General features: G+C 61.9%; 17 protein-coding genes. 12 read left to right on the top strand and 5 right to left on the bottom strand.

Annotated features, from left to right (window positions below):
- Window positions 1-11 precede the first annotated feature (11 nt).
- Window positions 12-1,370 carry an NAD(P)-binding domain-containing protein gene (locus AC1D10_RS17205; RefSeq protein ID WP_477273814.1) on the bottom strand — a complete coding sequence of 453 codons (1,359 nt, stop codon included), beginning with the start codon at window positions 1,368-1,370 and terminating at the stop codon, window positions 12-14.
- Window positions 1,371-1,430: 60 nt separating this feature from the next.
- Here AC1D10_RS17205 and AC1D10_RS17200 point away from each other — a divergent pair, with 60 nt between their 5' ends.
- Window positions 1,431-1,664: a hypothetical protein gene (locus AC1D10_RS17200; protein WP_477273812.1), complete on the top strand. Its 234-nt coding sequence runs from the start codon at window positions 1,431-1,433 to the stop codon at window positions 1,662-1,664.
- Between the two features lie 44 nt (window positions 1,665-1,708).
- Entirely contained in the window at window positions 1,709-2,434 is a 726-nt protein-coding gene (locus AC1D10_RS17195) for a helix-turn-helix domain-containing protein (RefSeq protein WP_477273810.1), read from the top strand.
- Here AC1D10_RS17195 and AC1D10_RS17190 read toward each other — a convergent pair.
- From AC1D10_RS17190 to AC1D10_RS17175, 4 genes are read right to left on the bottom strand one after another with little or no spacing between them, the layout of a single operon-like run.
- Window positions 2,431-3,471: a heme-dependent oxidative N-demethylase family protein gene (locus AC1D10_RS17190; protein WP_477273808.1), complete on the bottom strand. Its 1,041-nt coding sequence runs from the start codon at window positions 3,469-3,471 to the stop codon at window positions 2,431-2,433. The genes AC1D10_RS17195 and AC1D10_RS17190 overlap by 4 nt on opposite strands.
- A 9-nt stretch (window positions 3,472-3,480) precedes the next feature.
- Complete coding sequence (locus AC1D10_RS17185; protein ID WP_477273806.1) at window positions 3,481-4,446, bottom strand: PDR/VanB family oxidoreductase; 966 nt, start codon at window positions 4,444-4,446, stop codon at window positions 3,481-3,483.
- On the bottom strand, window positions 4,443-5,039 hold the full coding sequence (locus AC1D10_RS17180) for a dimethylamine monooxygenase subunit DmmA family protein (RefSeq protein WP_477273804.1): 597 nt from the start codon (window positions 5,037-5,039) through the stop codon (window positions 4,443-4,445). Before AC1D10_RS17180 ends, AC1D10_RS17185 begins: the two co-directional genes overlap by 4 nt.
- A gap of 41 nt (window positions 5,040-5,080) precedes the next feature.
- Window positions 5,081-6,214 carry an aminomethyl transferase family protein gene (locus tag AC1D10_RS17175; RefSeq protein WP_477273801.1) on the bottom strand — a complete coding sequence of 378 codons (1,134 nt, stop codon included), beginning with the start codon at window positions 6,212-6,214 and terminating at the stop codon, window positions 5,081-5,083.
- 297 nt (window positions 6,215-6,511) lie between these two features.
- Between AC1D10_RS17175 and AC1D10_RS17170 the strand changes: the two genes are divergently transcribed.
- From AC1D10_RS17170 to glnT, 10 genes are all read left to right on the top strand, one after another.
- Window positions 6,512-6,790: a hypothetical protein gene (locus AC1D10_RS17170; RefSeq protein ID WP_477273799.1), complete on the top strand. Its 279-nt coding sequence runs from the start codon at window positions 6,512-6,514 to the stop codon at window positions 6,788-6,790.
- Between the two features lie 12 nt (window positions 6,791-6,802).
- Entirely contained in the window at window positions 6,803-7,180 is a 378-nt protein-coding gene (locus AC1D10_RS17165; RefSeq protein WP_477273797.1) for a hypothetical protein, read from the top strand.
- Window positions 7,181-7,195: 15 nt separating this feature from the next.
- Complete coding sequence (locus AC1D10_RS17160; RefSeq protein WP_477273795.1) at window positions 7,196-7,357, top strand: hypothetical protein; 162 nt, start codon at window positions 7,196-7,198, stop codon at window positions 7,355-7,357.
- Between the two features lie 14 nt (window positions 7,358-7,371).
- On the top strand, window positions 7,372-8,766 hold the full coding sequence (locus tag AC1D10_RS17155) for an APC family permease (RefSeq protein ID WP_477273793.1): 1,395 nt from the start codon (window positions 7,372-7,374) through the stop codon (window positions 8,764-8,766).
- A gap of 45 nt (window positions 8,767-8,811) precedes the next feature.
- Complete coding sequence (locus AC1D10_RS17150; protein WP_477273791.1) at window positions 8,812-9,501, top strand: hypothetical protein; 690 nt, start codon at window positions 8,812-8,814, stop codon at window positions 9,499-9,501.
- Complete coding sequence (locus AC1D10_RS17145) at window positions 9,498-9,827, top strand: hypothetical protein (protein WP_477273789.1); 330 nt, start codon at window positions 9,498-9,500, stop codon at window positions 9,825-9,827. The genes AC1D10_RS17150 and AC1D10_RS17145 overlap by 4 nt, the downstream gene beginning before the upstream one ends.
- Before the next feature lie 85 nt (window positions 9,828-9,912).
- The gene (locus AC1D10_RS17140; RefSeq protein WP_477273787.1) at window positions 9,913-10,809 is read left to right on the top strand and encodes a class II glutamine amidotransferase; all 897 of its coding nucleotides are present in this window, start codon (window positions 9,913-9,915) and stop codon (window positions 10,807-10,809) included.
- 4 nt (window positions 10,810-10,813) lie between these two features.
- A complete protein-coding gene (locus tag AC1D10_RS17135; protein ID WP_477273785.1) occupies window positions 10,814-11,545 on the top strand; it encodes a GltB/FmdC/FwdC-like GXGXG domain-containing protein in 732 nt (243 codons plus the stop codon).
- A 6-nt stretch (window positions 11,546-11,551) separates the two neighbouring features.
- Entirely contained in the window at window positions 11,552-12,880 is a 1,329-nt protein-coding gene (locus AC1D10_RS17130) for an FMN-binding glutamate synthase family protein (protein ID WP_111546931.1), read from the top strand.
- Between the two features lie 51 nt (window positions 12,881-12,931).
- Window positions 12,932-14,239, top strand: a complete 1,308-nt coding sequence (gene glnT / locus AC1D10_RS17125) for a type III glutamate--ammonia ligase (RefSeq protein WP_477273783.1) — start codon at window positions 12,932-12,934, stop codon at window positions 14,237-14,239.
- Window positions 14,240-14,242: the final 3 nt, after the last annotated feature.

Raw genomic sequence — 14,242 nt, 5'->3', positions numbered from 1 at the left:
AGGCGCGACGGCTATTCCGCCGCCACGCCTTTCACCTCGAGATAACTCTCCATCGAGTCGTCCAGCGCCTGCAGCCAGGGCGTATGGTGCAGCGGCGCCATGGTGCCGGTCATCAGCGAGCGATAGGCATGGTCGCGGAAGCTCATGATGTCTTCCGCCTTGTGGTGCTCCCACTCCATGAAGGTCTGGTTGACCGCCTCGACGTCGAAGCCGGGATAGTCGGTCTGCTCCATCAATTCCCTGGTGTAGTCGCCCTGGAACCAGATCATCTGCTCGGCGTCTTCCAGCGTCTCCTCGCGCGCCCGCCACTTCGCGCCGTGCGCTGCCATCGCCTCGACCGATGGCAATTTGATGCGGCCCATGATGACGTCGCGCGCGAACCAGGCCTGCGCGTCGAACATGTTGAAAGTGTAGAACTGATCCTGCATGCCGATGAAGGACAGCCTCGGGTTCTTCTCCCAGACGACGCCCTCATAGAGTCCGTCCGGCCACATGCGGTTGGCGGTTTTCAGCTTCAGTTCCTCGGTGAGGAACGGGAAGGAATGCAGGTAGCCGGTGCACAGGATGATGGCGTCGACATCCTTGGTGGTGCCGTCCTTGAAATGCGCGGTCTTGCCGACGACCTTCTGCAGCAGCGGCACCTCTTTCCAGTTCTCCGGCCATTTGAAGCCCATCGGCTTCGAGCGGTAGCTGGAGGTGATCGATTTGGCGCCGTATTTGTAGCATTGCGAACCGATGTCCTCGGCCGAATAGGAGCGGCCGATGATCAGGATATCCTTGCCCTTGAATTCCATGGCGTCGCGGAAATCATGGCTGTGCAGGATGCGGCCATTGAAGGTCGAGAAGCCTTCGAAATAGGGCACGTTGGGCACCGAGAAATGCCCGGAGGCAACGACGACATTGTCGAATTCTTCCGAATAGGTGACATCCTTGGTGCGGTCATGCGCGGTGACAGTGAATTTATTCGTCGCCTCGGAGAAGGTCACCATGCGCACCGGGCTGTTGAAGCGCACCCATTTGCGCACGCCGGATTTTTCAACGCGGCCCTTGATGTAGTCCCACAGCACGGCGCGCGGCGGATAGGAGCCGATCGGCCGGCCGAAATGCTCCTCGAAGGTGTAGTCGGCGAATTCCAGGCACTCCTTCGGTCCGTTCGACCAGAGGTAGCGGTACATCGAGCCGTGCACGGGGTCGCCATGCTCGTCGAGGCCGGTGCGCCAGGTGTAGTTCCACAGGCCGCCCCAGTCGGACTGCTTTTCGAAGCAGACGATCTCGGGAATGTCGGCGCCCTTGTCGGCGGCCGACTTGAAGGCCCTGAGCTGTGCCAGCCCGGACGGCCCGGCTCCGATAACGGCAACGCGACTTTTCATTGCAGGCCTCCCGGTCTGATTTCGACTTTTGTTTTGACGCAATTCCCAAGGGAAAGCACTATGAGCCTTTCCCGGGAAAACCGTTTCACGCTTTTCCTGGAATTGCTCTTACGAAACAAATTTCACTCACAGGACAGTAATTGGCCCTTTCGTGCTGTCAACAGCCTCATGCCGAAACAGCGTTTCGGCAAGGTGGATTTCCCGCAAAAAAGCGGGCACGGCCAAACGCCGGATCATGGGCATGCACCTTCAGGCGACTTGCCGTCGCGGTTGCGCTCATGTATCGGCACCTGACATGTTCACCTAGAGTGAAATAAATCCGCAGAGTCGGGGGCAACATGGCGAAAAAGATTTCCGATCCCAAGCCTGGTACCGGTCCTGCCGGTGCCAAGGCCAAGCCGCTGCCCAAGGTTTCGTCGGACGGGAAAACCATCCGGGCGCCGCTGACGCAGAACCCGCATGCCATTCGCGACACAAGGGAAAAGGTGCTGGAGGTCGCGATCGGCCGCGAGGTGCGGGCGTTCCGCAAGAAGCTCGGCATCACCGTCGCCGATCTGGCGGTCGCCACCGACATTTCGCTGGGCATGCTGTCGAAGATCGAGAACGGCATAACCTCGCCGTCGCTGACCACCTTGCAGGCGCTGTCGCGGGCGCTGGGCGTTCCGGTCACCGCCTTCTTCCGCCGCTTCGAGGAAGAGCGCAGCGCCGTCTTCGTCAAGGCCGGTGAAGGGCTGGATGTCGAGCGCCGCGGCACGCGCGCCGGCCACCAGTACAATCTGCTCGGCCATATCGGCTCCAACACCAGCGGCGTCGTCGTCGAGCCCTACCTGATCACGCTGACCGAGGATTCGGACGTGTTTCCGACCTTCCAGCATGAAGGCATGGAGTTCCTCTACATGCTCGAAGGCGAGGTCGTTTACCGGCACGGCAGCAACCTCTATCCGATGAAGCCCGGTGACAGCCTGTTCTTCGATGCCGATGCGCCGCACGGTCCCGAACAGCTGACACGGCTGCCGATGCGCTACCTCTCGATCATCTGTTATCCGCAGAACAGCGCGGGTTAATCCGGCCCAAAGCCTGGGCTTGTCGGGCTGCCGTCATCGAGCTTCGACAGCCACTCGACCAGCGTCGGCCGGTAGCGCGTCAGGCCCTTATAGTTGGCGAGTTCGTCGGGAAGGTCGCGGATGACGCGGTGCAGCCGCCGTGCCCATTTCGGCTGCGTTACCAGCTCGTCCATCTTGATCAGGTAGCAGCGGATCGGAAAGACGATGCCGTTCGAGCGCGGCAACCGCCAGAAGCTCTGCAGTTCGACGCGCAGATGCACCTTGTCGCCGACATTCTCAGGCGTCACCGTGGTCCGGTCCGGGCCCCATTTGTGATAGTTCTCCGGGCTCGTATCGAGGCGCGGATTGATGGTCATCGTCCAGTTCAGACGCCGTGCCGGCTTGCCTTGCTGAATGTTGGTGAGGAATTTCAGTGCGCGGGTGAAAATCCCCTTCTCATGCGCCAGCGGCACCGGCGCATGCCACTCGAAGAAGTTCATGCCGATGTCGAAATCGAGCGACCAGTCGGCCTGCGTGGTGACCATGCCGGCGTCCATCCACAGATTGCCGTCGCGCTGGTCGAGGATGCAGAAATCGCCCTGGCTCTGCCGCGTGATGTATTCCATCGGCCCGTAAGGCAGCGTCGAGGTGTCGCCGAAGGTGAAGGTATCGTCGATGCCGAGCGGCCGGTTGATCCAGCGCCAGCGATCGCCGTCGCGGGTCAGCGTGAAATGCTCGGGATAACCGAGCGCCTGCTGCTCCATCAGGAGTTCGAGCAGGTCCCAGCCGGCCAGCGTCATGTGCGGCAGCGACTGGCAACGCAGCGGATCCTCGGCCAGCACCAGCGCGCGGTCCTGCATCTCGGCGACATAGTGCTCGTCGACGTCGATCAGGTTTTCCAGCACGCTGTCCTTCGGTCCGACGACATGCGGCTCGATGTTGACCGCATACATGTAGGCGTCTTCGTGGAACGGAAACGGGAACCGCCTGATGTGCTCCGGGCTGTTCTTGAAGGTGAAGTCGTCGCGGAACGTTTCCTTGCGAAAGGTGATGCCCAAGCTCGCCTCCTATCTTTCCAAAACCAGCGACCGGCCCTCGAAGCGCGACACGCACGGCATGATCTTGCAGCCCGAGCGGTGGTCTTCCTCGCTCAGCCAGTGGTCGTTGTGGATGAACTTGCCGTCCGAAGAAATGACATTGGTTTCGCACTGGCCGCAGACGCCGCCACGGCAGAGATAGGGCGGGTCGACGCCGGCCGCCTCGATCGCTTCGAGCAGGCTCTGTTGTTCGTCGACGCGGATCATCTTGCCGCTGACGGCAAGCGTCACGTCGAACGGCAGTCCGGGCTGGGGTGCGGCGAAATGCTCGAAATGCACGGTCTCCGACGGCCAGCCCAGAGTGGCGGCGCGATCACGCACCCAGTTGATCATGCCGGCCGGGCCGCAGACATAGAGATGCGTGCCGAGCGGCTGTGAGGACAACAGGCGGTCGAGTTCGATGCGCTCGTCAAGGTCATCATGATAAAGCCGCACCCGGCGGTCGTAGCGCTCGCGCAGCACATCGGCATAGGTGCCGAGCGAGGCGGTGCGGCAGGTGTAGTGCAATTCGAAATTGCCGCCTTCCGCCGCCAGTTGAGCGGTCTGCGCCATGAACGGTGTGATGCCGATGCCGCCGGCCAGCATCAGGTGCTTTTTGGCGCGCAGGTCGAGCGAGAACAGATTGACCGGATAGCTGACCACCATCTCATGCCCAGGCCTGACATTCCTGTGCATGAACAGCGAGCCGCCACGGCCGACATCGTCGCGGCGCACGCTGATCGTGTATTCGCGCGTGTCGAGCGGCGAGCCCATCAAAGAATAGGGATTGAGCCGGGTGCGTTCGCCGTCGCGCATCTCGACAACGACATGGGCGCCGCCGGAAAAGGTCGGCAAAAGTTGGCCGTCGCGGCGGCGGAAATGAAACCGGGTGACCAGGTCGTTGACCGGGACGACATCGCTGACCACGACATCAAGCTTGGTGGTGCCGGTGCTCATCGGAAAATCTCCTCCATCGGAGGAATCTCGCTGCGGTCCTCGGCATTGATGCAGACGCCCTGGAACGCCGCGATGCGCCTGGAATAGTGATCGCGAACCAGAAGCAGCAGGCCACAATGCGCGCATGTCGCCGGCTGCGTCGTCACGTTCTCGGTGATGCCCTTGCAGTGCACGCACTGCATGCGCCGCGCCAGCGAGCCGCGATGCTCGGTCTGGATCGAAGTGTGGTCGATGCCGGCCTCAAGGGCCACCTGCATGGCCTGGCCGATCAGCCCTTCGGTGCCGGATAGGTAGAGGCGCAGCCCCATATGCGCATTGGCCAGCGTCTGCCTGAGCCGCGGCAGCAGACTGGCAAAGGACGGCGCCTCATGAAATTGCGCCGGCATCAACGCTTCGAGCGCGGCAGCATGCTTGCCGTCAGGGCCGGGAATGAAGACGATTTCTGCGCCGTCGAAAAACCCTGGCGGGGCTCGTTCGGCCATTTCCGCTATCGCCAGTGCCCCTTCCGCATCCGCCACGAAAAGATGGTGCTTGCCGGGCTGTGGGGACAGGGTTCCGTAAACGGGCCGGCTGATGATGCTTTTGGCTGCCATTTAAGTCTTCGTGCCTCGAACCCCTCGCTGTTGATTATGCCTCAACCTTTTGCCGTGCGCTTGGTCTTCTTCGGGTCGTCGAACGGAAGCGGCTGCGCGGTCGCCTTGATGGCACCGCTCTTGTTGCGGATTTCGAGCTTGGTGTCCTTGACCGCGCAGTCGACATCGAGCCGGGCGATGCCCATCGATTTCTTGACCAGCGGCGAATACATGGCGCAGGTCACCACGCCGACCCTCTTGCCGTCGCGATAGACCGGCGCGCCCTCGTCGGCCGGCTCCTTGCCGTCGAGCAGAACGCCAAAAATCTTGAAACGTTCCTTGCCCTTGAGGCGGTAGTGCTCCTCGGCGCCGCGGAACCCGGTCTTGCCGGGACTGACCGTGAAGTCGAGGCCGAGCTCCCACAGCGTGTCGCCGGGACCTTCATTGTCGAACGGGTATTTCTGCGAATTGTCGTAGGGGTAGAACAGCAGGTAGCTTTCGACGCGCAGCATGTCGAGCGTGGTGAAGCGGCACGGAATGATGCCGGCGCTCTTGCCCTCGTCGAGGATCCTGTCCCAGATCGTGCCGGCATCCTGGCCACGGCAGAAGATCTCGTAGCCGCGCTCGCCGGTGTAGCCGGTGCGCGAAATCATCACTGGAAAGCCGAACAGCTGCGTCTGCATGTGATGGAAATAGTTGAGATCCCGAATGCCGGGCACATGCTTGGCCAGATAGTCGACCGATGTCGGGCCCTGCAGCGACAAATCGTGCAGATTGTCGTCGAAGCGCAATGAGACGTCACGCCCGACGGACGCGCGCTGCAATTCCTCATGTCCGGTGCCCGAGCCATGCACGACCATCCAGGCATTCGGTCCTGTGCGGTAGAGGATACAGTCGTCGGTGAATTTTCCGGCCTCGTTCAGCATGCAGGCATAGGCCGACTTGCCGGGATAGATCTTCTCGACGTCGCGCGTCGTCGCCAGGTCGATCAGATGCGAGGCGTGCGGCCCGGTGATGTGGACCTTCTTGAGACCGGAAACATCCATCAGCCCGGCCTTGGTGCGGATGGCGATGTACTCCTCATCGGCATCCTTGTCGTAGGTCCAGGCGGTTCCCATACCGCTCCAGTCTTCGAGCTTCGAACCAAGCGCGCGATGGCGATCCGCCAGGGTCGAAAATCTCCAGGATGCCGTCATCCGCTCGTCCTCCGTTTCGAAAAATCTTTTTGCTGTTCCCTGCCCCCTGCGCAACGGCGGGAGCTTTGGCCGAATATTGACCGCAAACATTCGGGCGCCGCAATACCCATAAGCAATTAATTTCATTGTCAGGCAAAATTCGTTGCGCGAAGCAAACAGTTAACGCCGCGTAAATTCGCCTTGACAATTGCGGAATTCGGCCTGAATTTATGAAAAAAATTTCACTCTCTTGAAAGAGGGCGACGCACGGTGGATTCGGAACCGGGCGTCGGAAAAAGGGGAAAGCCGATGTCAGACATGCAGCAGCGCATCGAAGCGCTGTACCGCTCCGACGTGCGCGGATCCGTGCTCCTGATCGTCTGCCTGTGGGCGACGATCCTCTTCGTCCTCCTCATGACGTGGCCGCATATCCCGAACATGGGGATCAAGGTGGTCGTCGCCGCCGCGGCCGCCGCCGTGCTGATCTTCAACACCGCGGCGATCCTGGCGATGGTCAATCACTACAAGGAAGACAAAGACTTCATCTACGGGCTCGACATCAAGAACGCCGATGCGTTCCGCAACCGCAAGTCCTGAGGGGTAGAAGAGATGCCGCGCTATACACCGCCGGAGCAAAGCAAGGCCGGGCAGATTTTCGATATCGTCGTGGTCGTGGTCGCCATTTTCGTGGCGCTGTGGCTGCCCCTCAAGATGGGCCTCGCCGGTGCGGCGAAGTCCATCGACGCGCTCGACGCCAAGACCTGGGAAGCGCTGGGCCAGAACCCGACCATGGCCTCGATCTGGGAAAAGCTCGGCTACACGCCCGAGACCGCGCACGACATCATCCAGAACCGCTTCCACTATGTCATCGACTGGCCGACGCTGATCATCATGGCCGCGGTGCTGATCGGTTATTTCGTCTTCCTGTTCCGCGCATCCGACCGCGAATACCGTGACGTCATCAACGAAAAATTCGACGACAAGTAATCCGGGGACACGATCATGTGGATGGCACTCTCTTACGCATGCTGGGGCATCTCGATCGTGCTCGCTTTGTGGATGCTCTACGACTGGTTCAAGATCGACACGACCTTCTCCGAAGAGGTGCTGACCTCGTCGCGCGAAGGCGAGCTTGAGGCCGTTTCCGAAAAACACCGGATCTGAGTGGGGATTGAACAATGACGGTCACACTTGAACCGGCAGTCCACGGAGACAGGGTTTCACTGCTGCGCGTGCTTGGCCCGGCACATGTCTGGGCGCTCGGTGTCGGCATCGTGCTCGTCGGCGAATTCACCGGCTGGAACTTTGCCGCCGACAAGGGCGGCGCACTCGCCGCGCTGATCGTCTGCTGGGTCGTCGGGCTGCTCTACACCTCGGTCGCGATGATCGATTCCGAGGTGACATCGACCGTGGCCGCCGCCGGCGGCCAGTATGCGCAGGCCAAGCACATCGTCGGGCCGCTGATGGCCTTCAATGTCGCGTTGTTCCTGGTCTTTGCCTACACGATGCTCGAAGTGTCCGACGCCATCCTGCTCGGCGACACCATCGTCGCCAAGGCGGGGGTCGAAGGGCTCACCCACAATTCCTTCATCGCCGCCACCATCGTGGTGCTGGCGTGGCTGAATTATCGCGGCGTGCTGATGACGCTCAACGTCAACTTCGTCATCACCGCAATCGCCTACATCTCGATCGTCATCCTGTTCTTTTCGGTCAGCCCGTGGACGCAAGGAGCGGTGCTGAAGCTCAATGAACTGGTCACTCCCGGCAACGCCCTGCCCTATGGCTGGATCGGCGTCATCGCCGCCTTCCAGTTCGGCATCTGGTATTATCTCGGCATCGAGGGGACCACGCAGGCGGCTGAGGAAGTGCGTTCGCCTGCGCGCTCGCTGCCTTACGGCACGATGGCCGGCATGATCACGCTTTTGATCGCCGCCGCCATGACCTGGTATGTCTGCGCTTCGATGATGCCGTGGGAGTATCTCGGCATCACCTACTACCCGCTGTGGGACGCCGGCAAGCTGACCGGCAGCCCGCTGCTCGAGAACCTGCTGTTCATCGCGACACTGCTTGCCGCGCTGGCCTCCGCAAATGGCTGCATCAACGACGCGGCGCGCGCCTGGTTCTCGCTCGGCCGCGACCGCTATCTGCCGACCTGGTTCTCGGCCGTGCATCCGAAATATCGCACGCCCTATCGCTCGATCCTGTTCCTGCTGCCGATCGCGCTCGCTTTCGCCTTCATCGCCGACCTCAACCAGGCGATCACCTTCTCCATCCTGTCGGGCGTGCTGCAATACACGTTCATGAGCATCAACATCATCATGTTCAGGAAGAAATGGCCGCTCGGCTCGATCCGCCGCGGCTACACGCATCCGTTCCATCCGCTGCCGGCGATCGTGCTGTTCTGCCTGTGCGTGGTGACCTTCTTCGCCATCTTCCTCGGCTTCGGCTCGCAGCTGATCGCCATGGTCGCCTTCTATTTCCTGATCTCGCTATGGTTCCATTTCTACCGCTACAAATTCGTGCGGCGCGGCGATCAGTTCACCATGCCGTGGCCGAAGCCGCAGGGTTATTGATGGGAGTAGGCCCGTCCGTATTCCGGATGGGCCTGGCATGACAAAATGTCCGAGGTGACATCAGCACTGCTTGCCGGGGCAATTGTCCTGGCCCTCGTTCTCCACCTTGCCTGGCTGGCGCGCGCCAGCAGCAACAGGGCGTCAGTGGCGCTCGCCATCGACCATGCCAGCATTCGTACCGTCATTGCCGACGCAGCTGATGTTTCCGACGGCACCGCGGGTGTCATCACCTGGGAGGGTTCCTGGAACGGTCGGCGCGTCCAGCTGCGCACCATCGTCGATACGCTGGCAACGCGAAAACTCCCGGCGCGCTGGCTGAGCGTCTCGATCACCGAGCCCGTGTCTGTGCCCGGCACCTTCGACATGATGATGCGGCCGGGCTCGCCGACGACCTTCTCCAATTTCGATCATCTCGACCATACCCTGCCGAAGGCTCCGGGATTTCCAGCCGAGGCCGTGCTGCGCACCGACCGCAGGGGTGCGCGTTTTCCGCAAGGCATCATCGCCAGCCATATCGAGATCTTCTCCGAAGGGCGCGCCAAGGAACTGCTGATCACGCCCAAGGGGATACGCATTGTCTGGCTGCTGGCCGAGGCCGAGCGGGCGCGCTACGGCGTCTTCCGGCAAGCCGAATTTGGTGATGCGACAGTCGATCCAGCGCTGATCGAGAGACTGCTGGTGTCAATGTCGGCGCTTCGCGACGCCATCAACCAAAGCGAACGGCAAGCCGCATGACCAATTCCGCCACCGCCCCCACCCCTCCTAGCCCGTATCTGGTTCTCGGCGCGGCAATCGTGCTGCCGGCAAGCGGACACGTCATGCTCGGCGTGCCGGTGCGCGGCCTGCAGTTTCTTTTCTTCATGGTGATCCTGGCGTGGGTCACCGCCAAGATCGCACCAGCGGACGCCAGCTTCGTCGGACGTCATGCCGGCGGCTTCCTGATCTATGCGCTGTCGATCCTCGACGCCTACAAGATCGCCCGTATCCGCACCGCCAAATGGGTTCACAATGCCCAGCGAGGCAACGATAGTGCGCAGAGCGGCATTGAGCCGCATACGTAACTAGAGGAAAATTTTTTTCATGTGATTGAATTCGGGGGACTCATTCGATACATCATCTCATAGCTGTAAACACCGGGAGGCTGACATGTGTGGAATTGTCGGACTGTTTTTGAAGGACAAGGCGCTCGAACCCCAGTTGGGCTCGATGCTGTCGCAGATGCTGATCTCGCTCAGCGATCGGGGTCCGGACAGCGCCGGCATCGCCATCTATGGCGCGCCTTCCAGGAATGAGGCCAAGATCACCATCCAGTCGGCCAAGCCGGAACGCGATTTCCACGGCCTCGAGGCTGAACTCGCCAAGGCCATCGCCACGCCGGTAACGATCGCCGTGAAATCCACCCATGCCGTGGTCAGGACCACGCCGGCCAAGATCGACGAGGCGCGCGAAGCCATCCAGGTGCTGCGCCCCGACATCCGCATCATGGGCGCCGGCGACGTGGTCGAGATCTACAAGGAAGTCGGCTTGCCTGAGGCAGTCGTCGACCGCTTCGACGTCCGCAGCATGACCGGCACCCACGGCATCGGCCATACCCGCATGGCGACGGAATCGGCGGTGACGACCATGGGCGCGCATCCGTTCTCGACCGGCGCCGACCAGTGCCTAGTGCACAATGGGTCACTGTCCAACCACAACAATGTCCGCCGCGAACTGATCCGCGAGGGCATGACCTTCGAAACCGAAAACGACACGGAAGTGGCGGCCGCCTATCTCTCGTCGCAGATGGCGCATGGCAAGAATCTGGGCGAAGCGCTGGAAGGCACGCTGTCCGACCTCGACGGCTTCTTCACCTTTGTCGTCGGCACCAAGAACGGTTTTGGCGTCGTGCGCGATCCGATCGCCTGCAAGCCCGCCGTGATGGCCGAAACCGACCAGTATGTCGCCTTCGGCTCGGAGTATCGCGCGCTGAGCAAATTGCCCGGCATAGACAATGCGAGGGTCTGGGAACCCGAGCCTGCAACCGTCTATTTCTGGGAGCATTGAGTTCATGCCGGCAACCAAGCTTTCAAAGACGGCGGCGCACGACCACGCATCGAGAATCTTCGACCTCGACCAGATGTCGCTGCGCGAACTCAACCAGGCGCTGCACAATCTGGCTCCCGGCTCGAATGAAACGGCATGGGAAGTGCTGAACCCGAAAGGCAATCATTCGGTCGCCGTCGGCGTCGACCAGCCTGTTACCATCGATGTGCGTGGCAGCGTCGGCTATTACTGCGGCGGCATGAATTCCGGCAGCACGATCACCGTGCATGGTTCGGCAGGACCCGGCGTCGGCGAGAACATGATGTCGGGTTCGATCACGGTCAAAGGCGATGCCAGCCAATATGCCGGCGCCACCGGCAAGGGTGGACTGCTGGTCATCGAAGGCAATGCCTCGTCGCGTTGCGGCATCTCGATGAAGGGCATCGACATCGTCGTGCACGGCAATATCGGCCACATGTCGGCCTTCATGGCGCAGTCCGGCAATCTGGTGGTGCTGGGCGATGCCGGCGATGCGCTGGGCGATTCCATCTACGAAGCGCGGCTGTTCGTGCGCGGCAAGGTCGACAGCCTGGGCGCCGACTGCATCGCCAAGGAGATGCGTGCCGAACATCTGGAACTGCTGCAGGGCCTGCTCGATCGCGCCGGCGTGACCGGCGTGAAGCCGACAGAGTTCAAGCGCTACGGCTCGGCGCGCACGCTTTACAATTTCAATATCGACAACGCCGACGCGTATTGAGGCAGCATGACCTACAGGAACCCGCCGACGACGCCGCGCAAATCCGCGACCTTCGACGACTACACGCTTTCTGAAATCCGCCGCGCCGCGGCGACCGGCATCTACGACATTCGTGGCGCCGGTGCCAAGCGCAAGCTGCCGCATTTCGATGACCTGCTGTTCCTCGGCGCCTCGATCTCGCGCTATCCGCTCGAAGGCTATCGCGAGCGCTGCGACACCAGCGTCGTGCTTGGTTCGCGCCATGCCAAGAAGCCGATCGAACTGAAGATCCCGATCACCATCGCCGGCATGAGCTTTGGCTCGCTGTCCGGCCCGGCCAAGGAGGCCCTTGGGCGCGGAGCGACGCTGTCGGGCACTTCGACCACGACAGGCGATGGCGGCATGACCGAGGAAGAGCGCGGCCATTCGAAGACACTGGTCTATCAATACCTGCCATCGCGCTACGGCATGAACCTGCGCGACCTGCGCCGCGCCGATGCGATCGAGGTCGTCGTCGGCCAGGGCGCCAAGCCGGGTGGCGGCGGCATGCTGCTTGGTCAGAAGATTTCCGACCGCGTCGCCGAAATGCGCACGCTGCCGAAAGGCATCGACCAGCGTTCGGCCTCGCGCCATCCCGACTGGACCGGGCCCGACGATCTTGAGATCAAGATCCTCGAACTGCGCGAAATCACCGACTGGGAGAAGCCGATCTACGTCAAGGTCGGTGGCGCCCGCCCCTACTACGACACCGCCCTTGCCGTGAAGGCCGGCGCCGATGTCGTCGTCGTCGACGGCATGCAGGGCGGCACCGCCGCGACGCAGGAAGTGTTCATCGAAAATGTCGGCCAGCCGACGCTCGCCTGCATCAGGCCGGCGGTGCAGGCGCTGCAGGATCTCGGCATGCACCGCAAGGTGCAGCTGATCGTCTCCGGTGGCATCCGCAACGGCGCCGACGTCGCCAAGGCGCTGGCGCTCGGCGTCGATGCGGTCTCCATCGGCACTGCTGCCCTTGTCGCGCTCGGCGACAATGATCCGCGTTGGGAAGCTGAGTATAACGAGCTCGGCACCACCGCCGGCGCCTATGATGACTGGCACGAGGGCCGCGATCCGGCCGGCATCACCACGCAGGATCCGGAACTGATGAAGCGCGTCGACCCGGTCGCCGCCGGACGCCGGCTGGCGAACTATTTGAAGGTGATGACACTGGAAGCTCAGACCATCGCCCGCGCCTGCGGCAAGAACAGCCTGCACAATCTCGAACCCGAGGACCTCGTCGCGCTGACGATCGAGGCAGCCGCAATGGCCGGCGTACCGCTGGCCGGCACCAACTGGATACCGGGGAAGAACGGCTTCTAATCAAGAAGGGCCGAAGCCCACCAACAATCGACAAAAAAATGGGGAACTTCCGTGACAGCTGATCTTGCAGAATTCGCAAGGGCGAAAAACGTCAAATATTTCATGATTTCCTACACCGACCTGTTCGGTGGCCAGCGAGCCAAGCTGGTGCCGGCGCAGGCGATCGCCGACATGCAGAAGGACGGCGCCGGCTTCGCCGGTTTCGCCACCTGGCTGGATCTCACGCCGGCGCATCCCGACATGCTGGCGGTGCCGGATCCGGATTCGGTCATCCAGCTGCCGTGGAAGCCGGAAGTCGCCTGGGTCGCCGCCAACTGCATCATGGACGACAAGGAAGTCGACCAGGCGCCGCGCAACACGCTGAAGCGACTGATCGCCGAAGCTGCCAGTGACGGCATGCACGTCAAGACTGGCGTCGAGGCCGAGTTCTTCCTGATCTCGCCGGACGGCAAGACAATTTCCGACCAATACGACACCGCGTCGAAGCCCTGCTACGACCAGCAAGCGGTGATGCGCCGCTATGATGTCATCGCCGAGATCTGCGACCACATGCTGGCGCTCGGCTGGGGCGCCTACCAGAACGACCATGAGGACGCCAACGGCCAGTTCGAGATGAACTGGGCGTTCGACGATGCGCTGGCGACCGCCGACAAGCACTCCTTCTTCAAGTTCATGGTCAAGTCGATCGCGGAAAAGCATGGTCTGCGCGCGACCTTCATGCCCAAACCCTTCCAGGGCCTGACCGGCAATGGCTGCCATGCTCATATCTCGGTCTGGGACAAGGCCGGCAAGACCAATGTCTTCGCCGACAATTCGTTGGAGCTCGGGCTGTCGGCGAAGGGCAAGAATTTCCTTGGCGGCATCATGAAGCATGCCTCGGCACTTGCGGCGATCACCAACCCGACGGTCAATTCCTACAAGCGCATCAACGCACCGCGCACCATCTCGGGTGCCACCTGGGCGCCGAACACGGTGACCTGGACCGGCAACAACCGCACCCACATGGTGCGCGTGCCCGGCCCCGGCCGCTTCGAACTGCGCCTGCCCGACGGCGCGGCCAACCCTTACCTCCTGCAGGCGGTCATCATCGCCGCCGGCCTCGACGGCATTCGTTCGAAGGCTGATCCCGGCAAGCGCTACGACATCGACATGTACCAGCACGGCCACACGGTGAAGGGCGCGCCGAAGCTGCCGCTCAACCTGCTCGACGCCTTGCGCGAGTTCGACAAGGACAAATCGCTGAAGGCGGCGCTGGGTGAGGAATTCTCGTCGGCCTACCTAAAGCTGAAGCACCAGGAATGGAATTCCTATGCTTCGCACTTCACGCAATGGGAGCGCGACCACACGCTGGACATCTAGGGA

The organism is Mesorhizobium sp. P2_A8 (assembly GCF_056404935.1).
The sequence above is the reverse complement of the archived record's forward strand: the minus strand, read 5'-3'. Positions and strand labels throughout refer to the sequence as shown.

What these genes read in the sequence shown, in the direction of transcription:
- AC1D10_RS17135 (WP_477273785.1), top strand. Translation starts at nt 10,814, where the DNA reads ATGCCGGCAACCAAGCTTTCAAAGACGGCGGCGCACGACCACGCATCG.
- AC1D10_RS17160 (WP_477273795.1), top strand. Translation starts at nt 7,196, where the DNA reads ATGTGGATGGCACTCTCTTACGCATGCTGGGGCATCTCGATCGTGCTC.
- AC1D10_RS17200 (WP_477273812.1), top strand. Translation starts at nt 1,431, where the DNA reads ATGAGCCTTTCCCGGGAAAACCGTTTCACGCTTTTCCTGGAATTGCTC.
- AC1D10_RS17170 (WP_477273799.1), top strand. Translation starts at nt 6,512, where the DNA reads ATGCAGCAGCGCATCGAAGCGCTGTACCGCTCCGACGTGCGCGGATCC.
- AC1D10_RS17130 (WP_111546931.1), top strand. Translation starts at nt 11,552, where the DNA reads ATGACCTACAGGAACCCGCCGACGACGCCGCGCAAATCCGCGACCTTC.
- AC1D10_RS17185 (WP_477273806.1), bottom strand. Translation starts at nt 4,446, where the DNA reads ATGAGCACCGGCACCACCAAGCTTGATGTCGTGGTCAGCGATGTCGTC.
- AC1D10_RS17145 (WP_477273789.1), top strand. Translation starts at nt 9,498, where the DNA reads ATGACCAATTCCGCCACCGCCCCCACCCCTCCTAGCCCGTATCTGGTT.
- AC1D10_RS17155 (WP_477273793.1), top strand. Translation starts at nt 7,372, where the DNA reads ATGACGGTCACACTTGAACCGGCAGTCCACGGAGACAGGGTTTCACTG.
- AC1D10_RS17180 (WP_477273804.1), bottom strand. Translation starts at nt 5,039, where the DNA reads ATGGCAGCCAAAAGCATCATCAGCCGGCCCGTTTACGGAACCCTGTCC.
- AC1D10_RS17150 (WP_477273791.1), top strand. Translation starts at nt 8,812, where the DNA reads ATGTCCGAGGTGACATCAGCACTGCTTGCCGGGGCAATTGTCCTGGCC.
- AC1D10_RS17140 (WP_477273787.1), top strand. Translation starts at nt 9,913, where the DNA reads ATGTGTGGAATTGTCGGACTGTTTTTGAAGGACAAGGCGCTCGAACCC.
- AC1D10_RS17165 (WP_477273797.1), top strand. Translation starts at nt 6,803, where the DNA reads ATGCCGCGCTATACACCGCCGGAGCAAAGCAAGGCCGGGCAGATTTTC.
- AC1D10_RS17175 (WP_477273801.1), bottom strand. Translation starts at nt 6,214, where the DNA reads ATGACGGCATCCTGGAGATTTTCGACCCTGGCGGATCGCCATCGCGCG.
- AC1D10_RS17205 (WP_477273814.1), bottom strand. Translation starts at nt 1,370, where the DNA reads ATGAAAAGTCGCGTTGCCGTTATCGGAGCCGGGCCGTCCGGGCTGGCA.
- AC1D10_RS17195 (WP_477273810.1), top strand. Translation starts at nt 1,709, where the DNA reads ATGGCGAAAAAGATTTCCGATCCCAAGCCTGGTACCGGTCCTGCCGGT.